21 protein-coding genes are annotated in these 17,113 nt (G+C 67.1%); 7 read left to right on the top strand and 14 right to left on the bottom strand.

Going from position 1 to position 17,113, the window contains the following annotated elements; genetic code table 11:
• Positions 1-97: 97 nt before the first annotated feature.
• The 6 genes from iaaH to BHE01S_RS18985 form a co-directional block, all read right to left on the bottom strand.
• The gene (iaaH, locus tag BHE01S_RS19010) at positions 98-1,552 is read right to left on the bottom strand and encodes an indoleacetamide hydrolase (RefSeq protein ID WP_042266629.1); all 1,455 of its coding nucleotides are present in this window, start codon (positions 1,550-1,552) and stop codon (positions 98-100) included.
• A gap of 63 nt (positions 1,553-1,615) precedes the next feature.
• Entirely contained in the window at positions 1,616-2,536 is a 921-nt protein-coding gene (locus BHE01S_RS19005; protein WP_042266742.1) for a ferritin-like domain-containing protein, read from the bottom strand.
• Between the two features lie 63 nt (positions 2,537-2,599).
• Positions 2,600-2,815: a hypothetical protein gene (locus BHE01S_RS19000; protein ID WP_042266627.1), complete on the bottom strand. Its 216-nt coding sequence runs from the start codon at positions 2,813-2,815 to the stop codon at positions 2,600-2,602.
• Positions 2,816-3,161: 346 nt separating this feature from the next.
• A complete protein-coding gene (locus tag BHE01S_RS18995) occupies positions 3,162-3,866 on the bottom strand; it encodes an NADPH-dependent FMN reductase (protein ID WP_042266626.1) in 705 nt (234 codons plus the stop codon).
• Between the two features lie 407 nt (positions 3,867-4,273).
• Positions 4,274-4,606: a hypothetical protein gene (locus BHE01S_RS18990; RefSeq protein ID WP_052405985.1), complete on the bottom strand. Its 333-nt coding sequence runs from the start codon at positions 4,604-4,606 to the stop codon at positions 4,274-4,276.
• A 235-nt stretch (positions 4,607-4,841) separates the two neighbouring features.
• Complete coding sequence (locus BHE01S_RS18985; RefSeq protein WP_042266739.1) at positions 4,842-6,125, bottom strand: cyanate transporter; 1,284 nt, start codon at positions 6,123-6,125, stop codon at positions 4,842-4,844.
• Between the two features lie 203 nt (positions 6,126-6,328).
• Between BHE01S_RS18985 and BHE01S_RS18980 the strand changes: the two genes are divergently transcribed.
• Entirely contained in the window at positions 6,329-7,054 is a 726-nt protein-coding gene (locus BHE01S_RS18980) for a GntR family transcriptional regulator (protein ID WP_042266624.1), read from the top strand.
• A gap of 16 nt (positions 7,055-7,070) precedes the next feature.
• Here BHE01S_RS18980 and BHE01S_RS18975 read toward each other — a convergent pair whose 3' ends face one another.
• Entirely contained in the window at positions 7,071-7,283 is a 213-nt protein-coding gene (locus tag BHE01S_RS18975; RefSeq protein ID WP_042266623.1) for a hypothetical protein, read from the bottom strand.
• Positions 7,284-7,555: 272 nt separating this feature from the next.
• On the opposite strand from BHE01S_RS18975, the gene BHE01S_RS18970 reads away from it, so the two are divergent.
• The 3 genes from BHE01S_RS18970 to BHE01S_RS36865 all read left to right on the top strand — a co-directional run bounded on the left by BHE01S_RS18970 (position 7,556) and on the right by BHE01S_RS36865 (position 8,486).
• Positions 7,556-7,750 carry a DUF1653 domain-containing protein gene (locus tag BHE01S_RS18970; RefSeq protein ID WP_042266620.1) on the top strand — a complete coding sequence of 65 codons (195 nt, stop codon included), beginning with the start codon at positions 7,556-7,558 and terminating at the stop codon, positions 7,748-7,750.
• A 45-nt stretch (positions 7,751-7,795) separates the two neighbouring features.
• Positions 7,796-7,990, top strand: a complete 195-nt coding sequence (locus tag BHE01S_RS18965) for a YqaE/Pmp3 family membrane protein (protein ID WP_042266618.1) — start codon at positions 7,796-7,798, stop codon at positions 7,988-7,990.
• Positions 7,991-8,117: 127 nt separating this feature from the next.
• A complete protein-coding gene (locus tag BHE01S_RS36865; protein WP_084068988.1) occupies positions 8,118-8,486 on the top strand; it encodes a hypothetical protein in 369 nt (122 codons plus the stop codon).
• A 158-nt stretch (positions 8,487-8,644) separates the two neighbouring features.
• Here the strand turns inward: BHE01S_RS36865 and BHE01S_RS18955 are convergent, their stop codons facing one another.
• Entirely contained in the window at positions 8,645-8,908 is a 264-nt protein-coding gene (locus BHE01S_RS18955; RefSeq protein ID WP_042266614.1) for a DUF4148 domain-containing protein, read from the bottom strand.
• A 390-nt stretch (positions 8,909-9,298) separates the two neighbouring features.
• On the opposite strand from BHE01S_RS18955, the gene BHE01S_RS18950 reads away from it, so the two are divergent.
• Positions 9,299-9,589 carry a DUF4148 domain-containing protein gene (locus tag BHE01S_RS18950; protein ID WP_042266611.1) on the top strand — a complete coding sequence of 97 codons (291 nt, stop codon included), beginning with the start codon at positions 9,299-9,301 and terminating at the stop codon, positions 9,587-9,589.
• Between the two features lie 84 nt (positions 9,590-9,673).
• Here BHE01S_RS18950 and BHE01S_RS18945 read toward each other — a convergent pair whose 3' ends face one another.
• From BHE01S_RS18945 to BHE01S_RS18935, 3 genes are all read right to left on the bottom strand, one after another.
• Complete coding sequence (locus tag BHE01S_RS18945; protein ID WP_042266610.1) at positions 9,674-10,000, bottom strand: 2Fe-2S iron-sulfur cluster-binding protein; 327 nt, start codon at positions 9,998-10,000, stop codon at positions 9,674-9,676.
• Positions 9,997-11,127, bottom strand: a complete 1,131-nt coding sequence (locus tag BHE01S_RS18940) for a VIT1/CCC1 transporter family protein (protein ID WP_042266608.1) — start codon at positions 11,125-11,127, stop codon at positions 9,997-9,999. Before BHE01S_RS18940 ends, BHE01S_RS18945 begins: the two co-directional genes overlap by 4 nt.
• A 92-nt stretch (positions 11,128-11,219) precedes the next feature.
• Entirely contained in the window at positions 11,220-13,220 is a 2,001-nt protein-coding gene (locus tag BHE01S_RS18935) for a sigma-54-dependent Fis family transcriptional regulator (protein WP_042266607.1), read from the bottom strand.
• Positions 13,221-13,451: 231 nt separating this feature from the next.
• Here BHE01S_RS18935 and BHE01S_RS18930 point away from each other — a divergent pair, with 231 nt between their 5' ends.
• Together BHE01S_RS18930 and BHE01S_RS18925 are read left to right on the top strand one after the other, a co-directional pair.
• Positions 13,452-13,673, top strand: a complete 222-nt coding sequence (locus BHE01S_RS18930) for a DUF2964 family protein (protein ID WP_042266605.1) — start codon at positions 13,452-13,454, stop codon at positions 13,671-13,673.
• 345 nt (positions 13,674-14,018) lie between these two features.
• Positions 14,019-14,309: a DUF1488 family protein gene (locus BHE01S_RS18925; protein WP_042266602.1), complete on the top strand. Its 291-nt coding sequence runs from the start codon at positions 14,019-14,021 to the stop codon at positions 14,307-14,309.
• A 134-nt stretch (positions 14,310-14,443) separates the two neighbouring features.
• On the opposite strand, the gene BHE01S_RS18920 is transcribed toward BHE01S_RS18925, so the two are convergent.
• The 3 genes from BHE01S_RS18920 to BHE01S_RS18910 all read right to left on the bottom strand — a co-directional run bounded on the left by BHE01S_RS18920 (position 14,444) and on the right by BHE01S_RS18910 (position 17,031).
• Complete coding sequence (locus BHE01S_RS18920; RefSeq protein WP_042266600.1) at positions 14,444-14,977, bottom strand: cytochrome b; 534 nt, start codon at positions 14,975-14,977, stop codon at positions 14,444-14,446.
• A 153-nt stretch (positions 14,978-15,130) separates the two neighbouring features.
• Complete coding sequence (locus BHE01S_RS18915; protein ID WP_042266599.1) at positions 15,131-16,432, bottom strand: NCS2 family permease; 1,302 nt, start codon at positions 16,430-16,432, stop codon at positions 15,131-15,133.
• A 329-nt stretch (positions 16,433-16,761) separates the two neighbouring features.
• Complete coding sequence (locus BHE01S_RS18910; RefSeq protein WP_042266598.1) at positions 16,762-17,031, bottom strand: DUF4148 domain-containing protein; 270 nt, start codon at positions 17,029-17,031, stop codon at positions 16,762-16,764.
• Positions 17,032-17,113: the final 82 nt, after the last annotated feature.

Raw genomic sequence — 17,113 nt, 5'->3', positions numbered from 1 at the left:
GATCAAACGCGCCGCGGTGCGAAGCCAGCACGCGTCGCGGCGCGACGCAGCGCGCAGTGTAGCGCAATGCCCGTGACACATCGGGCGTTGCATGCGCTTAAATCTCCGGCGCGGGCAGCGTCCCGAGAATCGCTTCGAACGCGAGACCGATCGCGAGCAGCCTGCGGTCGCCGCCGGCCGGTCCGTCGAGTTCGAGCCCGACGGGCAAGCGAGCGTCGACGAGACCTGCCGGCAGCGCGAGGCCCGGAATGCCGGCGTTGCTCGCGGGATCGGTGTTGCGCAGATACGCCTCCATTTCGTCGATCGGCGCCGCTCCGTCGATCGACACACGAGACGAACCGTTCAGTTCGTCGATCGGCACGGCGGCGAGCCGCGTCGTGGGAAAGAGCAGTGCGTCGAGGCCGCTGGCCGCGAAAGTCTGCGCATAGAGTTGCTGCAGGCGCGGCCGCCACACCGTCATCGCGCCGTGATAGTCGGCGCCGCGCGCGTCGGCGAGCACGGCGTCGTAGGCCGCGCGCACGTCGGGGCTCGCAATGCGCGCGGCGACCTCGGCCACGGTTTGCGCGGGTGCGCGGTTCGCAACGAGCCACGCGGCGAGATCTTCGATGGGCTCGTGCAGCGCGATCGCGTAGCTCACGCGGTCGTTCAGCGCGAGCAACTCGCTCATTTCGACCGGTACGAGCGTGACGCCCGCGGCTTCGAGCTTCGCGAGCGCGCCGCGCGCGACGTCTTCGAGTGCGGCTTCGAGACCTTCCCACAGCGGCGCGGGCAGGCCGATGCGCAGATTCGTCACGGCGGCCGGCGAGAGCGGGCCGTGCCCGGTGATCACGGCGTCGAGCAGCGCGACATCGGCTACCGTGCGCCCCATCGGTCCGACCGTGTCGCGCGTATGGCTGATGGGCACGACGGCCTGCGGGTCGTGATAGCGGCGTTGCGTGCCGCCGTCGCCCACGCTCGGGCGCAAGCCGACAATGCCGCACAGCGCGGCGGGAATGCGCGTGGAGCCGCCGGTGTCGGTGCCGAGCCCGGCGGGCACGATGCGCGCCGCCACGGCGGCCGCCGTGCCGCCGGACGAGCCGCCCGGGATTCGTTCGGGATCCCAGGGGTTGCGCACGGGCCCCGCATGCGGCGCGAGATTCGTGCTGGTGATGCCGAATGCCAGTTCGTGCATGTTGGCCTTGCCGAGCAAGATCGCGCCGGCATCGACGAGGCGCTGCACCGAAGGCGCGTGACGCGCGGGCACGAAGCCTTCGAGCGCGGGCGTGGCCGCGGAGGTTTGCAGGCCGCGCGTATTGATGTTGTCTTTCACGACCACGGGCAGCCCGGCGAGCGGCAGACGCGCCCGTTCGTTTGCGCCGAGCGCGTCGATGCGCTGCGCGGCGGCGAGCGCGCCTTCCACGTCGAGCACGGTTAGCGCGTTGAGGTTGGAGAGCGCCTGGGCGCGCGCCAGCAGCGTGGCGACATAGTCGGCGGCCTTCAGCTGCCCGGCCTGGATGGCCTCGACGGCTTGCGTTGCGCTCAGTTCCAGTTGCTGGTCGACAGTCCAGGTCATGCAGCGTTCTCCTCGTACGGCTATGGAGCCATGCCAACAACGCGTGCGTTTTACGTTGTGGCGCTACTTCTTCAAGAGGCGCAGCGCGAAGCGTGCGAGTGTGGGCACGAGCGTCGGCCGCAAGAGGCGCGCGTCGTAGCCGCTCATGCGCGCGTCGTTTTCCCGGAGGCAGAGTGCGATCATCTCGCGCGGATCGAGCGAGTCGCCTAGCACCTCGCGGTTCGCAGGCAGGAAGTTCGAATCGCGCGCGTTGCCGCTGGCGTCGATGCCTCGCGCGATCGCGAGCCGCTCCCATACCAGCATGAACCAGATGGCGGCGACGCGCACGGCGTGCCACGGCCTGCGCCACCAGGGCATGTTCTTGCGATACCACGCGACCCAGTTGACGAAGAAGAGGATGTGGCGCGCCTCTTCCTGGATCACCGGTTCGAAGGTTTCGACGAGATCTGGCGGGAAAAAGCCCGAGCGCTGCGCCGAGCGAAACAGGCCGAACGCGAAGAAGCTGTCGATACACTCGCTATAGCCGGTGAACATCCATGCCCATTCCGCTTTTTTGGGCGGCGGGTATGCGGGTTCAGGCGCAAGTTCAATGCCATAGGCCTGCACGAGATGCGAGAGCACGACCTTGTGGCGCGCTTCCTCGGCGGCATCCATTTCGACCGCCTTGCGCAGCAGCGGATCGCTCAGGGTTTGCGCGTAAGTCAGCACGCGGATCGAGGCGCGGCCTTCGGTCTGCACCGCGATGTCCCAGATCGGCAGCGACGTGAGGCGGCTGAGCACGTCGGGCTCGAGCTTTGGCCAGTCGAGCACGGCGGGGCGGTATGGATCGTGGGTCTCGAGCAGCATCCGGCAGAACATCTTGCGGTGTTCGTCCGATCCGATCTTGATGGGCCCTGGCGCGCCGTGAGTCCAGCGCCGCAGCGCGGCGTCCTGTTCGGAGATGAAGGCTGCGCCTTCGTCCGGATGCGTCAGGGTGTCGGACATGAGCATCTAGCGTGAAGGGGGTATGACTCCTATTCTGTCACAACCGTAAGGAACCATGCGCCCTCACGCGCAGCGGCGCTGCTGGTCGATCCACATGCGCGCCCAGCGGCAGGCGTAGGCGAGCGCGTGCCTTTCTTCGAAGAAGTAATCGAGTTCGTCGAACGAATGCTGCGCGCCCGGCTGCGTGCCAATGGTGAGATTGGCGGCGAAGAGGCCGTTCGGGAGTTGCCGCGCGCTGGGGGCGACGACGTAGCCTTTGTAGCGTAATGGTGTGTTCATGGCCGCGCTTCCTGCTGATCTTCTGCTGATTTGCCCGGGTTCTCGTTCTGGGTGGTGCCCACTCGCGGCGCCGATACGGGTCAGCGTACGGGCCGCCGTTTGTCGATGGAACCAATCATTCGTCGCAAGCAAATCACGTGTGGCCTGGAACGGTCAGCAGAATGATCCGGATGAGGCGAGGGGTGAATCCGGCTTCAATGTGGACCGGACGAAATGCAGCGTCTGTGGGATGGCGCACGCGAAGCGCGCCGCGCGACGCCGCCAATGTGGCTTAGGGAACGTTTGTTTCGCGCCCCGCGCGCTCAGGGCCGTGAGGGTGGGCGACGCGGAGAGGTCGGGCGGCGTGTCAGACAGCGAGGCTCAGGCGCTTTTCGGTGCGCGGCGCATTGGCGGCTGGCGCGCCGCCGGCGCTGTTCAAGGCGCCCGCCAGCGGCGCCGCGTAGTGTTCCTGGCCCTGGCCCTGGCCCTGGCCGCCGAACGCGAGCGCGAACTGCGCCGCCTGGCGGCCGACCGTTGCGAGCTGTTCGGCGACCTTGGCGTCGGAGCATTGCTGCGCGCTCTCGAAACGCGTCTCCAGCGTGTTGATGCCCGCGCCGAATGGCGTCGGCCAGCCGCGCAGCGCGTGCACGATCGAGCGCAGCGAGGTCAGCACCGAGCCCGCGGCCTGCCAGCCGTAGGCCGTGACGATGCAGCCCACCGCGCGGCCGTCCAGGTACGGGCGCTTGTCGGCCCGCAGTTCTTCGAGCGTGTCGAGCGCGTTCTTCACGAGCCCGGACACGCCGCCGTGATAGCCGGGCGTCGCGATGATGACGGCGTCGGCCGCGCGCACGGCTTCGATCAGTTCGAGCTGGGCGTCGGTGCGAACGGGGTCTTCGGGCGCGTAGTGCGGCAGCGTGTGCAGGAACGTGCCGCCGAGCCATTGCGTGCGCGCGCCGGCGTCCTCGGCGCCCCGGAGCGCGAAAGCGAGGGCGCGCTCGGTCGACGAGGCAGCGCGTGTCGTGCCGCCGATGCCCACTACGAGCGGGCGGCGTTGCGAATCGGAAATACTCAAGGGGGACTCCCTGAAATGCAATGAGACCTGGTCCGTGCTCGATCGGGCAATACAGTCACGAGGCCTGGAAGGCTGGAAAAGGTCATCTTAGAGAGCGCGCCGCGCGGCGCGAAACGACTTTTTGTTCTATCCATATGCCGGCGGCGCGACGTTGCGCTGCGCCACACGGCCCGAAATGCATATGCGAAATCATTGGTTGGACGCGCGGAGGGCCATGGCTAAGATGAAGCCGTCTCCTCCATGACATCTCCTTGACATGGGATTCGGCCCCGCACCTCTCCGGTGACGGGGCTGTTTTTTTTCTGGAGACGGGAATGGGCGGCGCCTCGAGGTCTTCGAGGCCGCGATTGCGGCGGCGTCGTGCCGCGTTGTGCATCGTGCCCGGTGTCGTGCCTCGACGCGCTGGCTCACACCGTCAGCACGTTGCCGTCGGGGCCGATTTGCGGCGGAATTTCCGGCAGGACTCCGTTGCCGGGCGCGGTACGCACGGGGGCGCCCGGCGTGGCCGGCAGCGTGGGCGCAGGAGCGCGCATGGCCGGTTCGGCGACCTTGCGGGTGGTGAGCTTGTCGGCAGAGGCAAGCTTGTGCTTCGTGCCGTGATGCGCCTTCTTGCCGGCATTGCCCGCATGCGCCGAAGGCGTGCGCGCTTCCGGCGGATTCCAGATCTCGATGTAGTGTTCCCCGGCGATCGCGGTGGACGCCAGGACGCCCAGCAAGGTCCCCGTGATGAAGAATCGCACGTCGTGTTCTCCGTTTTCGATGTACAGGCCGGGGCCGCGCCATGCGCCGGCGCGCGATGGGGCGGCGTAACCCGGTACGGCGACCGGGCGGCACGAACGGCCGGCTGCACGCACTGTACATTCATACAGGCGCTTATGCAAACGTTTCCCGGCGGGCCGTGGGCGATGTGTTGCATGGGCGCGCCGCGGCCTTGCGGGGCTTGCGCCGGAGCCCGATCCGGCGTGTACAGCAGGCTCAGGCGTCGAGCGCCGCACGGCTTTGCGCGATCGCGCCGTGCGCGTCCGGGCCGTGGGTGCCGAGCCAGCGCCCGTAGCTGCGCGGCGAGAACGCGAGCGTGAGCACGACCATCGCGCTGATCGATACAGCGAGCATCATCCAAGCGCCCGTAAAGCCGCCCGTGAGGTCGCGCACGCGTCCGGCCACGATGGGGGCGAGCGCGGCGATCACGAAGCCCAGACCCTGGACGAAGGCGACGAGGCGCGCGGCCAGGCGGTGGTCCGCGCAATGGTCGAGCGCGGTGACGAGCGTGACAGAGAACGTGCCGCCGAGTCCTGCGCCCGCCGCCGCGACCCACAGCAGCGGCGCGGCCTCGGGCCACGCCGCGAGGCCGGTCACGCCGACGAGCTGGCCGCACAGGCCCAGAACGAGCCACGGGCGCCGGTCCGTGAACGCCGCCGCGGCGAGCGGCAGGAGCAGTGCGCTGGCGGCCTGGAACACGGTCATCGCGGCGAGCAGCGAGCCGCTCGCTTCGACGCTCGCGCCATGCTGCTGATAGTAGGCGGGCAGCCACGCGACGAGACTCGTATAGCCGCCGTTGACGAGCCCGAAGTGCAGGCCGAGCGACCACGCCCGGCGCTTGCGCCAGACCGGGACCGTTGCGGCGTTGGCGTGGCCCTGGGAAGGGACTGTGGCGGCCTGCTGTACGCGCTGCCCTGCGCCGAACCCGCCGTTCAACACGCCCCAGATCGCGAGCGCGGCCAGCGCGGGCAATGCCCAGACGGCGAGCCCCGCCTGCCACGAACCGCTGAAGCGCGCGACGAGCGGGCTCAGGCTCGCGCCGAGGCCGCCGCCGCCCATGATCGACGCCGAGAACAGGCCCATCGCGAGCGGGACCCGCGCGGCGAAGCGCTGCTTCATGACGGCGGGCAGCAGCGCCTGGATGGCCGCGACGCCCGCACCGGCCGCGGCCGCCGTGGCCATGAGCGCGCCGCCGCTGGCGGCGAACGTGCGGGCCGCGCATGCAGCGGCAATCGCCGCGAGCCCGAGCGCGACGCCGCGCATCTCGCCGAGCCGGCGCGCGAGCAGGCCGGTGCCGAAGGCGCCGAACCCCATCGCGACGACGGGCAGGCTCGTGAGCAGCGAAGCGCCATAGAAGCTCAGGCCGGTGTCGTTGCGGATGGTCGTCGTGAGCGGACTGATCGAGGTGAGCAGCGGCCGCAGATTCAGGCCGATCGCGACGATCGCGGCATACCACGCAAGCTCGCTGGCCGATTCGCCGGAGGGCGTCCGGGAATGAATGAAGCGATTTTTAGGGTTCAATTCGGTCAACCTTTTACAGAACTATGGTTGACCATTGTACAGATTGATTGTCAACAATCTGGCGATGCCCGCTATGTCCGGCATGAGCGATCGGGTATGGACGCGGGTCTATATCGCCTCGCCATGCCGCTCGCTACAATGCGACCTGACCCAGTGAACCGACCCAGCTAGCGCGCCTGCTCATGGCCCAATCCTCCCGCCTCGCTCCACCCCGCGACACCGACGAACCGTCCGATGTCGAAGCGCATGTCTATACGTCGATTTCTTCCGCGCTGCTGGAGGGCAAGCTCGCGCCGGGCCAGCAACTGGTGGAGCGCGAATTGGCGGCGGCGTTCGGCTGCACGCGCGGCGCGTTGCGCAAGGTGCTCGCGCGCCTCGGCTACGAGGGCAAGCTCGTGCTCGAACCCAATCGCGGCGCATTCGTGCCGTCGCCCACGGAGGAGGACATACGCGCCGTGTACCGCGCGCGCCAGGTGGCCGAAGCGGGCGTGATGGTGAGTCTGTGCGGCACGCTCGACGCCGCGATGCGGCGCAAGCTCGCGGCCCATGTGCGCAGCGAGAAGAAGGCGTTGCGCGAGGCGCGCGTGGACGAAGCGGTGCGCCTCGCGGGGCAGTTCCACCTGCTGCTGACCGAGCAGGCGGGCGGCGCCGCGCTCGTGGAAGCGCTGGCGCAACTGGTCGCGAAAACGGAGCTCTACAAGGCCTTGTTCGATCCGTCGAAGGCGTCGATGTGCGCGCCCGACGAGCACGCGCAGATCATCGAGGCGCTCGATGCCGGGGACCTCGCGGCGGCGCTCGCCACCATGCGTGCGCATCTGGGCGAACTGGAGGAGCGGGTGGTGCAGCAGGTGCGCGCGCGCGCCGGGCGCGATCTGAAGGCGGTGTTCGCGGATCTCGCGAACGGCTGAACGCAAGGGGCAAACATCAGCCCTGACCCACGCGCCGGCGCAATTCCTTCGAAGCCGCAAGCGGAATGCGCGCATCGTCCCAACTGGCGAGCCATTCGATCTCTTTTGCGGCGAACACCTGGCCATGGTTGCGCAGGGCGTACTGCAATGAGTCGATAACGTGATTGCGGATGATTTCGGGCGTATGCGGGTCGTCGAGGACGATGCGCAAGGCTTCGAGCGTGGCCATTGTGCGGCTCCGGCGAATGTGGCGACCGCAACGTTATCGCACGACAAAAAAGCGTTTGCCGGGCGAGAAAAAATGTCCGGCAAAGCGCGCCTCAGCTTGCGAAGGTACGTTCCCCAAACTAAAAAACTGGATTCCATGGGCCGGCCGCCAGAAGGGATGTCACGCCGGACATTAGCTGCCGGCGCCCTCTACGCGGGTCCGCATGCCGCATTCCCTTGTTACACTGGCGCAGTCGCGCAGGGACAGCTTGCGCACTCGAAGAGGGGAACACGATGGTGCGCTACAGGCACTACAAGGGTGGCATTTACGAACTGGTTTGCGAGGCGACGCTCGAATCGGATCCTTCCGTCACGATGATCGTGTATCGCGCGGCGAACGGTACGATCTGGACACGACCCGCCACCGTGTTCTTCGAACTCGTCGAGCATGAAGGCGGACTCGTGCCGCGCTTCGCGCCTGTCAACTGATACTTTTCACACCCGTCTTTTTCCACGCTTTAGAGGTTTCGCCGAATGCGTTTACTGATTGCGCTGATTCTGCCCTGGCTCCTGTTCTTCACCATTGGGCGTCCGATTGCGGGCATCGTCTGCCTGATCCTGCAGGTCACGCTGATCGGCTGGATTCCTGCCGCGATCTGGGCCGTGTATTCGCTCAGCCAATACAAGACCGACCGGAAAATAGAAGACGCGCTCGGCCGCCGCGGCTAAAACCCGGAGCGGGCGTCTACGCGCCGCTCGCAGGCGGTTTGCGCGTTACAACGGTAACCCGTGCTCACAATTCAATAAGAACTTAACGCCGGTTCTCCTTTCTTACAAACAGAAAGGAGAGTCAGCTATGTTCAAGTTCGTTCTCACGATGGGCGCTATCGTGCTCCTTGCCGGGTGTGCGGTGGCCCCGGGCTACGACTATGGCTACGGCGGCTATGGCCAACCGTACTCCACCGGGTATTACAGCGGCTACGCGCCGGGCTATGCACCGGCATATGGCAGCGTGAATATCGGCGTCTGGGGCGGTGGCGGTCGCGATCATCACGGTGGCGGCTGGCATGGCGGCGATGGCTGGCATGGCGGTCGTCCGGGCGGTCACGGCGGGCCTTGGGGGCCGCCGGGCGGCGGTCATGGAGGCGGCCCCGGCGGCGGTCATGGTGGCGGAGGCCATGGTGGCGGCGGTCACGGTGGCGGTGGACCGGGCGGCGGCCGTTGATGCGGGCTTACCACGCACACCGGCGCGGTTCCGTGACGCTCAAGGTGCCGCGCCGAGCCGAAAATCCGTTTCAAAACGTCAGGCCCGCCACTCTTACGAGTGGCGGGCCTGACGTTTTGCGCGAGAACCCGGCGTCACAGCCGGGGTTGTCGCGGAACTTACTGGCTCGACTGCGACGTACCGTTCGTCGACGGGCCGTAAGCCGTCGCGCGTTGCGCTGCGACCTTGGCTTCGGCAGCCTGAATGTTTTCGGGGTAGTGCATCCAGTCGCTCGGATCGTAGCCGGCAGCGCGCAGTTGCGCGAGATCGGCGCGAACTTCGGCGCGGGTCAAGGGTTGTTGCTGAGGTTGTGCCTGCGCGAACGCGGCGGCGGGCACGGCGACGATGGCGGCGAGCACAGCTGCCTTGAGAAGCGATTTCATGACTAACCTCCGATATCTTTTGTGAGGAGCCATCGCATCGGCGTGGCCCATATCGACAATGTATGCGGGCGGAGGGTAAGGGTAAATACCTAGAAAGTGAATTCAGTGTTCTCCTGGTGACAACAATCGGCTACGAAATTTCCAGAAGCATTGCGCGAGGCGCGTGCAATAAGGCGAGAAGCCCACGGATCGTCTGTCCCTGAAAACTCAGAGGATTATTGCGGAATCTGTAACTCCAATTCGCCCGAATCGGTCTGTATCCGGCCGGGGCACTTGCCTAGAATCCACTCACAGCCAGCCGATGCGGCAAGTCGCAGCGGGCCGGCCGGGCACGACAGGGCATGCACCGTCGTTGCGCATCGACGTTAAATAATTCCGGAGGTTGTCATCATGAAGTCGCTTGTCAAGGCTGTTGCCCTCACCGTTGCCCTGGCTGCTCCGCTGGCCGCTTTCGCTCAGGCCGATCAAGGTCTGACCCGCGAGCAAGTGCGCGAGCAACTCGTCGAATTCCAGCAAACGAGCCGCAATCAGGCCGCAGTCGCCACCCAGACGGCTGCGCCGGTCGCCCAGACGGATGGCTCGTTTGGCGGCGTGAGCAACTCGACGTCGGTGGCGGGCGCTCGCTATGTGTCGGAAGCGGCTCGCACGGGTCCGCAATCGGTGTATTTCGGCGGTCAGTAAGCCCTGTCGTCAGTCGGCAGATAAAAACGGCCCGCGATGTCGATTCGCGGGCCGTTTCGCATCTGGGCTCTGCTTCTCGTGCCGCTACATGGCTTGCGCCTCCGGCACGTCGAGCACGAGATCCGTACGCGCAACGGCCACGCAGGTCAGCACATAGCCCTCAGCTTTTTCCTCGCGGCTCAATCCGGGCCACTCGATCGTGAAGCTCACTTCGCCGCTCACCACGCGGCACAGGCAGGCGCGGCAGGTGCCGTTGCGGCACATGCGCGGCAGACGGATGCCCTCGAACGCCGCCGCTTCGAGCAAGGTCAGCCCGGGCGGCGCTTCGAAGCTGCGCCCGAGCGGCTCCACGCGCACGACGGGCACGCGCGCCGGGTCGTCCTGCAAGCTTTCGCGGCTCGAATCGCTCATGAAAGCGACACCCCGAGCAGCCGCCCCGCGCCCGCCGTGAACGCCGCCGCGGCGAGCCCGATCACGATCTGCCGGAACGCCGAGAACGTTGCGCTGCGCCCGTTGAAGAGCGACGTGAACACCCCGACGAGGGCGAGCCCGCACGCGCTGAGCGCCACCGACTGCGCGATGGCCGTGACGCCGCTTGCCCACAGGAACGGGGCGGTCGGAAACGCCGCGCCGAGCGAGAAGAGGCAAAACGAGACGGCCGCGGCCGACCACGGATTGCCGCCCAGCTCTTTCGGGTCGATGCCGAGCTCCTCGCGTGCGAGCGTATTGAGCGCCTCGTCCTTGTTGCGCATGATCTGGGCGGCCACGCGGTGCGCTTCATCGGGTTCCACGCCCTTCGCCTGATAGATGAGCGCGAGCTCGTGGCGCTCGGCATCCGGCGTGTGCTCGAGTTCGTCGGCTTCCTTCGCGAGCTGCGTGCGCGCCAGCTCGCGCGCGTTGGTCACCGAAAGCCATTCGCCGAGCGCCATGGAGCAGGCGCCCGCCACGAGGCCCGCAAGCCCCGTGAGCAAAATCGTGCGGTTGACGCTGCCGGCGCCCGCCACGCCCATGATCAGGCAGAAGTTCGAGACGAGCCCGTCGTTCGCACCCAGCACCGCTGCGCGCAGATCGTTGCCCGACGTGACGCCCTTGTGCCACGACTCGGCGGCGCCGATCGCTTCGCCGTGGCCATGTTCGGGCTCGCGCTTGCTCGCGGCGATCGCCTGCACGATGGCGGCGTGCTGCTGTTCCTGGGCGGAAAGTTTCTCGGCGCCGGGTTCGCGCGCGTAGCGGTCGCGGTCGGCGTATTCGGCGGCGGCGACGGTGGGCAGCACGAGCGAAGGGCCGAACGTGCGCGTGAGCGCCTGCAGCAGGCGGGTTTTTGCGCTGCGCCGATGCGGCCGGGGCGTGACGCCGTTGGCCGCGAGCTTCTCGCGCCAGACGCTCGCGTGCTCGCGCTCGGAGGCGGCGAGTTCGGCGAAGATGCGGCGGCGCTCGTCGTCTTTCTCGACCGCGGAAAGCGTGTCGTAGACCGCGGCGCTGTCGAGTTCATCGGCGAGATTGCGCCGGAAGCGGTTGATTTCCTGAGCGGAGGCCATGGGGCGCGGTGCGGGAAGCGATTCGCCAAGCTTACCCTGGTGCCGCTGTCGCCAGAAGCCGCGCGTCGCTTCGCACCGCCTGGCCGGTGCGCTCAGCGGCGCTGACGCAGATGCCGATAGACCGTGTTGCGCGCGAGCCCCAGTTCGCGAGCCGCCGCCGAAACATTGCCGCGGTGGCGCGCGAGGGTCGCTTCGATGAGCCGCGTTTGCCAGACGGCGAGGCGCGCGGGTTCGCGTTCCGTGTCGCTCGTCGGGTCTTCAGCCGTCGCATCGGCGGACGGCCGTGCGCAGTCGCTCGCGGGATCGCAATCGTGCATGAGGTCTTCGGGCAGATGCGCCATGTCGATGGCGTCTTCGCCTTCGGCCATGATCGCCGCCGTGCGCAGCGCGCTGGCGAGCTGACGCAGATTGCCCGGCCAGCGGCAGCGCGCGAAGCACGCCCGAACCGCCGGCGTGAGACGCGCGGGTGCGCCCCGCACCTCGCGCCGCACGATCTCGAGCATGCGGGCGACGAGCGCGTCGAGGTCGGTGCGCTCGGCCAGCGCCGGCAGCGTGACGACGAGGCCGTTGATGCGGTAGTAGAGATCTTCGCGGAACGTGCCTTCGGCGATCATCGCGCGCAGGTCGCGGTGCGTCGCGCAGACGATGCGCAAATCCACCGGCACCGCGCGCGTGCCGCCGAGCGGCACGACGGCGCGTTCCTGCAACACGCGCATGAGCCGCACCTGCTGCGCGAGCGGCATGTCGCCGATTTCGTCGAGAAAGAGCGTGCCGCCATGCGCCTGCGCGATCTTGCCGGCGCTGCCGCGGCGCTTCGCGCCCGTGAACGCGCCGTCCTCGTAGCCGAACAGCTCCGCTTCGATCAGCGTGTCGGGCAGGGCGGCGCAGTTGAGCGCGACGAACGGCCCGTCGCGGCGCGGCGAGTCGCGATGCAGCGCACGCGCGAGCCATTCCTTGCCGGTGCCGGTGCGGCCGAGCACGAGCACGGGAATGTCGCGGCCGCGCACGCGCGCCACGCGCTGCAGGGCGGCGGCGAGCCGCGCGTCGCCGGTGTCGAGTTCGGCGAGCGTCGGCTGCGGCGCGGTGTCGGCGGCGTTGGGCCCTTTCGCCTGGACGGGCGCGGGCATGTACGGCGAGCGGGACGTTTCGGCTACGGCGCTGTGCGCGAACGTAGCGACGCCCGACGTAGTCACGCCCGACATACCGACGCCCGACGTGGCCGCGCCGGGCGTGGCGCGCGCGATCACGCGCACGCCGCTTGGCAGCGCGAGCGTGAGCGGCTCGCCGCTCGCGCGCATGAGCTGCTGCATGAACGCCGCGAACGGCTGGCCGAAGAGCGCCGCGAACTCGCGCTGCTGCAGCTCGGCGAGCGGCGCGCCGAACTGGAACAGGGCGCTGCGGTTTGCGCAGAGCAGCGTGCCGTCGGCCAAGAATGCGGCTAATCCTTCGTAGAGCGTACCAATGAATTCCGCGCGCGCATGAAACTGGAGCCGGATGGCATCGGCGAATTCGGTGTTGAACAGATGGTTCTCGATCATCTGCGCCGACATGCGTACGAGCGCGAGCGTGTGCTTGTGGAAGTCGCGCGACTCGCCGCTCACGTCGAGCGCGCCGAGCGTGCGCCCGTATGGATCCGCGATCGGCGCGCACGAACAGGTGAGGATGTGATTGGCGCGCAAGAAGTGCTCGCCCGCATGCACCGTGGTTGGCTGGCCTTCCACGAGCGCCGTGCCGATGGCATTCGTGCCGCGATGCTGCTCGGCCCACGAAACGCCCGGACGCAGCGCGACGCGCTGCGCTTTCTCGACGAAGTCGCTGTCGGCGCAGCTATGGAGGATCACGCCGTTGCGATCGGTGAGCAGCACCATGCTCTGCGTATCGACGATCTGCGCGTGCAAGGCGTCCATGACGGGGCGCGCCTGGTGATAGAGCGTGCGGTTCGTGTCGATCAGCTCGCGCAGGTCGGCGGCGGCCAGCGCGTCGAAATCCGGCGCTTCGGTGGCGCGCAGCCCGAGTGCGCGCGAGCGCGCGTGAGCCTGCGCGATGGCGTCCGCGCGGGCCGCGTCGTGCGGCGTGACGGGGCGTCGGGTCACTCGGTGTCTCCAGTCGTTTTGGGGTGCTACGCTGCGGCGCAGCATGGCAAGGGCGCGAGCGGCGCCTCTGGGCAGTTCATGGTACAGGATACGCGGCGGCTGCCAATTCGGGTTGAAGCGGGGTTCCGGCCGCGACGGTGCCTCAACTGCGCCTTGAGTTTACCGGCGCGGATGCCATGATGAAGGTGAGGGCGCATTCGCGTCGCGCCCCCGCTGAGTAGGGAGTTCGTCATGGTGCACGGCGAATTGAGGATCGTGGCATCAGTGCTCGCCACGTTCGTTGCGCTCTTCGGGCTCGGCTATGCGATTGACGGATTGATCTTCGACGAGAACAACGTCGTGCTCTCCGGAATGGTGACCGTGGCCCTTGGAATCGTCGCGTTCGTGGTGATGCTCACCCTGCACCCGAAAGACCTCGAAGATCTTGATCAGCACCGGCATCGCGAGTCGTGACGCGCCCGGGTGGCGCACATGGTGCGATGCGGCAACCGGCGCAGCGCGTTGGCGCAGGGCCGGGGTGGAGGGCGTTTGCGCGCGCAACGGCATACGCGCATGCTGCACGCGCAAAAAAGGGATCAGGCGAGGACGCCGCCGGCTATTTCAGCTGTGTGACAACGTCGACCTTGCGGGCGGCAGGAAGTCGTCTAAAGTGAATCCAATCAACCTGCGCGAGCGTATCGTTCGCAACGGTTGTTGTTGATCCGCGGGAGCCGGATCGGGGTGTTCCCAGGCACCAGGCTGGGGCAGCCCGAGGACGGTTGAACGCGGCCTGTTCACCCTCCACCAAAGGCGACCCCCATGCAGATCATGTTTCCGAATGAGGTGCCCGAGTACTCGGGCCCAGACCTGACCTTGGCGTTTCCGGCGATGATCGATGGCGAGCGGGTGGAGTGTCTGATCACGGCGGCGGCGCTGGAAGATCACTTCGGGGCGGCTTCACCGCGCGCCGAAGACATGCTCAGCGCGTTCGACCATCATCGCGACCGCATCGAGGCTTGCGCGCGCCGTTTGCTCTCCGAAACACGTGCGCAGTGTCTCGTGCTGCGCAGCGGCTACGTGCGTTTCGTGCAGGCTCACGCCAACGCGTAGTCAACAGGGAAACGCCGGCGAGACGCGCGCGCTTTCCGTTCAACTGAGTCCTCTTGCCGCGCCCGTTGGGGCGCGGCGTTCGTTTACGCGTGTGCCGCCTTGCTGCCAGGGCCAGTTATCAGCGTGAACCGGCTCTAGATCATGCGGCGCAGCGTGTTGTCGCGCAATACCACATGATGCGCGATCGCCGCGAGGGCGTGCAGTCCGACCACCCAATAGAACAGATTGCCGATCAGCTCGTGTGCGTCCTTGAGGAACTTGCGCGCGGCCGGGTCGGGGCCCATGAGCGTGATCTGCAGGTCGAACCCCGCGAGCGTGACCGGATGGCCGCTGGCGTTGATCATCAAAATGCCGAGCAGCGGCTGCACGAAGATGAAAAGGTAGAGCGCGAGATGCACAAGGCGCGAGAGAAACGACAGCAGCGCGTTCGAGTCGATCTGCGCGGGCGCGCCGCGCCAAAGACGCCACGCGAGGCGCAGCACCGCGAGCACGAGCACGAGCGAGCCCGCCCAGAAGTGCACGTTGCTCCAGAACAAGCGGCTGTCCGTGCCCTTGGGGCCGCGCACCTCGATCGCCAGCCAGGCGAGCGCGACGAGCAGGAAGATGATCCAGTGAAAGAAGATGGCGGGCTTCGTGTAGCGTTCGGTTGCGGCGGTGTAGGTTGCCACGTGGCGGCTCCTGTGTGCGGGGAATCTGACGATAGTTCCCTATGATAAGGAGGACCCGCCTTGAGGGGCAGTCATGCGGCTGCGAAGTTTGATGCTGAGGGGGGCGGCGGCGATTCGAAACAAAAAGGGTGGCGCGAAGCCACCCTTTTGCTTTTACGCGTTGCCGAGATAGAAAAACCGGAACAGGAACACGGCGGCGATGATCCAGACGATCAGTTTCACGTCGCGCACACGGCCCGTGAGGAGCTTCAGGCCCGCATACGAGATGAAGCCGAACGCCACGCCGTTGGCGATCGAGTAGGTGAACGGCATGGCAAGCGCCGTGAGGGCGGCGGGCACGACTTCGGTGGCGTCGTCCCAGGGCAGATCGGCGAGTTCGCGCAGCATCAGGCACGAGACGTAGAGCAGCGCCGGCGCGGTGGCGTAGCCCGGCACGACGCCCGCGAGCGGCGCGACGAACAGGCAGGCGAGGAACAGCACGGCCACGGTGAGCGCGGTCATGCCGGTGCGGCCCCCCGCCTGCACGCCCGAGGCGCTTTCGATATACGCCGTGGTCGACGAGGTGCCGAGAATCGAACCTGCGAGAATTGCGGTGCTATCCGCGAGCAGCGCGCGGTTCAGGCGGTGCATCTTGCCGTGCACGAGCAGCCCGGCCCGGTTGGCCACGCCCATCAGCGTGCCGGTCGCATCGAACAGTTCGACGAGGAAGAACACGAGCACCACGTTGAGCACGCCCGTGGAGAGCGCCGCCTTGATGTCGAGCTGGGCGAAGGTCGGCATGATCGACGGCGGCGGGGAGAAGACGCCGTGAAACTGGTTGCCGCCGAAGAAGAACGACAGGATCGTGACGCCCACGATGCCGATCAGGATCGCGCCGCGCACCTTCAGCACATCGAGCGTGACGATCGCGAAGAAGCCGATGATCGCGAGGATCGTGTGCGGATCGTGCAGGTTGCCGAGCTCGACGAGCGTGGCCGGGCTGCCGACCACCACGCCCGAGGTCTTGAGCGAGATGATGGCGAGGAACAGACCGATACCCGCTGTGATCGACACGCGGATCGAATGCGGAATGCCATTGACGATGGCTTCGCGCACGCGCAGCAGCGTGACGATGAAGAACAGGCACCCGGAGATGAACACCGCGCCGAGCGCGGCCTGCCACGTGAAGCCCATGCCCTTCACGACCGTATAGGCGAAATACGCGTTCAGGCCCATGCCGGGCGCGAGCGCGATGGGGTAATTCGCGTAAAGGCCCATGACGAGCGAGGCGAGCGCCGCGACGAGGCAGGTGGCGACGAAGACGCTTTCCTTCGGCATGCCGGCGTCGCCAAGAATGGCCGGGTTCACGAAGATGATGTAAGCCATCGTGAGGAAAGTCGTGATACCGGCGAGCAGTTCGGTGCGCAGGTTGGTGCCTGCTTCTTCGAAACCGAAATAGCGTTTGATGGCGTCCATGAAGATCGGGCCCTTGAGAGTCGAGCGGGTTGTTCGCTGCTTGTTGGTGTGGTGTCTTGCGTGCAGCCGGCGCCGCCAGGTCCTCGACGTGCCCATGCGCGCGCATGCCGCAGCGCGCGGCTACGGGCGCGATTGTAAACAATTGTCCGGCGAACGCAGAAAAGCCGTCGTGAACGTGGAACGGGTACAACAGCGTGCGTTGCGGTGGCAAACGTGAGAGGGCGCGGCGAATTGCGCCCGTGCGGGGACGCGAGGGGCACGACCGCCTGCAGGCGCCGGGCGTTGCATCGTCCGGTGCCGGTTACCGCGGCCGTCCTGCAATCAGGCGATCACTGCTGCATTTGACCGGCGGGAGCGCCATATCCGGCGCGCGCCGCCCGCCGTTGCGCGACGATCGCGCCGGCGCGTTGTGCGTTTTCCGGGTAGTCGATCCAGTCGAGCGGATCGTAGCCCGCCTGCCGCCATTCGATCAGATCCGCGCGAACCTGGGCTCGAGTGAGCGGTTGTGACGGATCGCCCGGTTGGGCCACCGCCGCAGCCGAAGCGAAGCAGCACGCTGCGGCGAGGACGCCGAGCATTACACGCGAAAGGGAGTTCATGGCAAGACCTTTCATATTAGGGATATCCCTAAAATTATAGGCACTATCTCACTAACTCAAAGGGGGATCGAGGGCTTCGCGG

Origin of the sequence: Paraburkholderia heleia NBRC 101817, from assembly GCF_000739775.1 — a bacterium.
Classification (GTDB): Bacteria; Pseudomonadota; Gammaproteobacteria; order Burkholderiales; family Burkholderiaceae; genus Paraburkholderia; species Paraburkholderia heleia.
Note: the sequence above shows the minus strand (reverse complement) of the source record. Positions and strands in the feature narration are given on the sequence as shown.

What these genes read in the sequence shown, in the direction of transcription:
- iaaH (WP_042266629.1), bottom strand. Translation starts at nt 1,552, where the DNA reads ATGACCTGGACTGTCGACCAGCAACTGGAACTGAGCGCAACGCAAGCC.
- BHE01S_RS19005 (WP_042266742.1), bottom strand. Translation starts at nt 2,536, where the DNA reads ATGTCCGACACCCTGACGCATCCGGACGAAGGCGCAGCCTTCATCTCC.
- BHE01S_RS19000 (WP_042266627.1), bottom strand. Translation starts at nt 2,815, where the DNA reads ATGAACACACCATTACGCTACAAAGGCTACGTCGTCGCCCCCAGCGCG.
- BHE01S_RS18980 (WP_042266624.1), top strand. Translation starts at nt 6,329, where the DNA reads ATGGCCCAATCCTCCCGCCTCGCTCCACCCCGCGACACCGACGAACCG.
- BHE01S_RS18975 (WP_042266623.1), bottom strand. Translation starts at nt 7,283, where the DNA reads ATGGCCACGCTCGAAGCCTTGCGCATCGTCCTCGACGACCCGCATACG.
- BHE01S_RS18970 (WP_042266620.1), top strand. Translation starts at nt 7,556, where the DNA reads ATGGTGCGCTACAGGCACTACAAGGGTGGCATTTACGAACTGGTTTGC.
- BHE01S_RS18965 (WP_042266618.1), top strand. Translation starts at nt 7,796, where the DNA reads ATGCGTTTACTGATTGCGCTGATTCTGCCCTGGCTCCTGTTCTTCACC.
- BHE01S_RS36865 (WP_084068988.1), top strand. Translation starts at nt 8,118, where the DNA reads ATGTTCAAGTTCGTTCTCACGATGGGCGCTATCGTGCTCCTTGCCGGG.
- BHE01S_RS18955 (WP_042266614.1), bottom strand. Translation starts at nt 8,908, where the DNA reads ATGAAATCGCTTCTCAAGGCAGCTGTGCTCGCCGCCATCGTCGCCGTG.
- BHE01S_RS18950 (WP_042266611.1), top strand. Translation starts at nt 9,299, where the DNA reads ATGAAGTCGCTTGTCAAGGCTGTTGCCCTCACCGTTGCCCTGGCTGCT.
- BHE01S_RS18945 (WP_042266610.1), bottom strand. Translation starts at nt 10,000, where the DNA reads ATGAGCGATTCGAGCCGCGAAAGCTTGCAGGACGACCCGGCGCGCGTG.
- BHE01S_RS18940 (WP_042266608.1), bottom strand. Translation starts at nt 11,127, where the DNA reads ATGGCCTCCGCTCAGGAAATCAACCGCTTCCGGCGCAATCTCGCCGAT.
- BHE01S_RS18930 (WP_042266605.1), top strand. Translation starts at nt 13,452, where the DNA reads ATGGTGCACGGCGAATTGAGGATCGTGGCATCAGTGCTCGCCACGTTC.
- BHE01S_RS18925 (WP_042266602.1), top strand. Translation starts at nt 14,019, where the DNA reads ATGCAGATCATGTTTCCGAATGAGGTGCCCGAGTACTCGGGCCCAGAC.
- BHE01S_RS18915 (WP_042266599.1), bottom strand. Translation starts at nt 16,432, where the DNA reads ATGGACGCCATCAAACGCTATTTCGGTTTCGAAGAAGCAGGCACCAAC.
- BHE01S_RS18910 (WP_042266598.1), bottom strand. Translation starts at nt 17,031, where the DNA reads ATGAACTCCCTTTCGCGTGTAATGCTCGGCGTCCTCGCCGCAGCGTGC.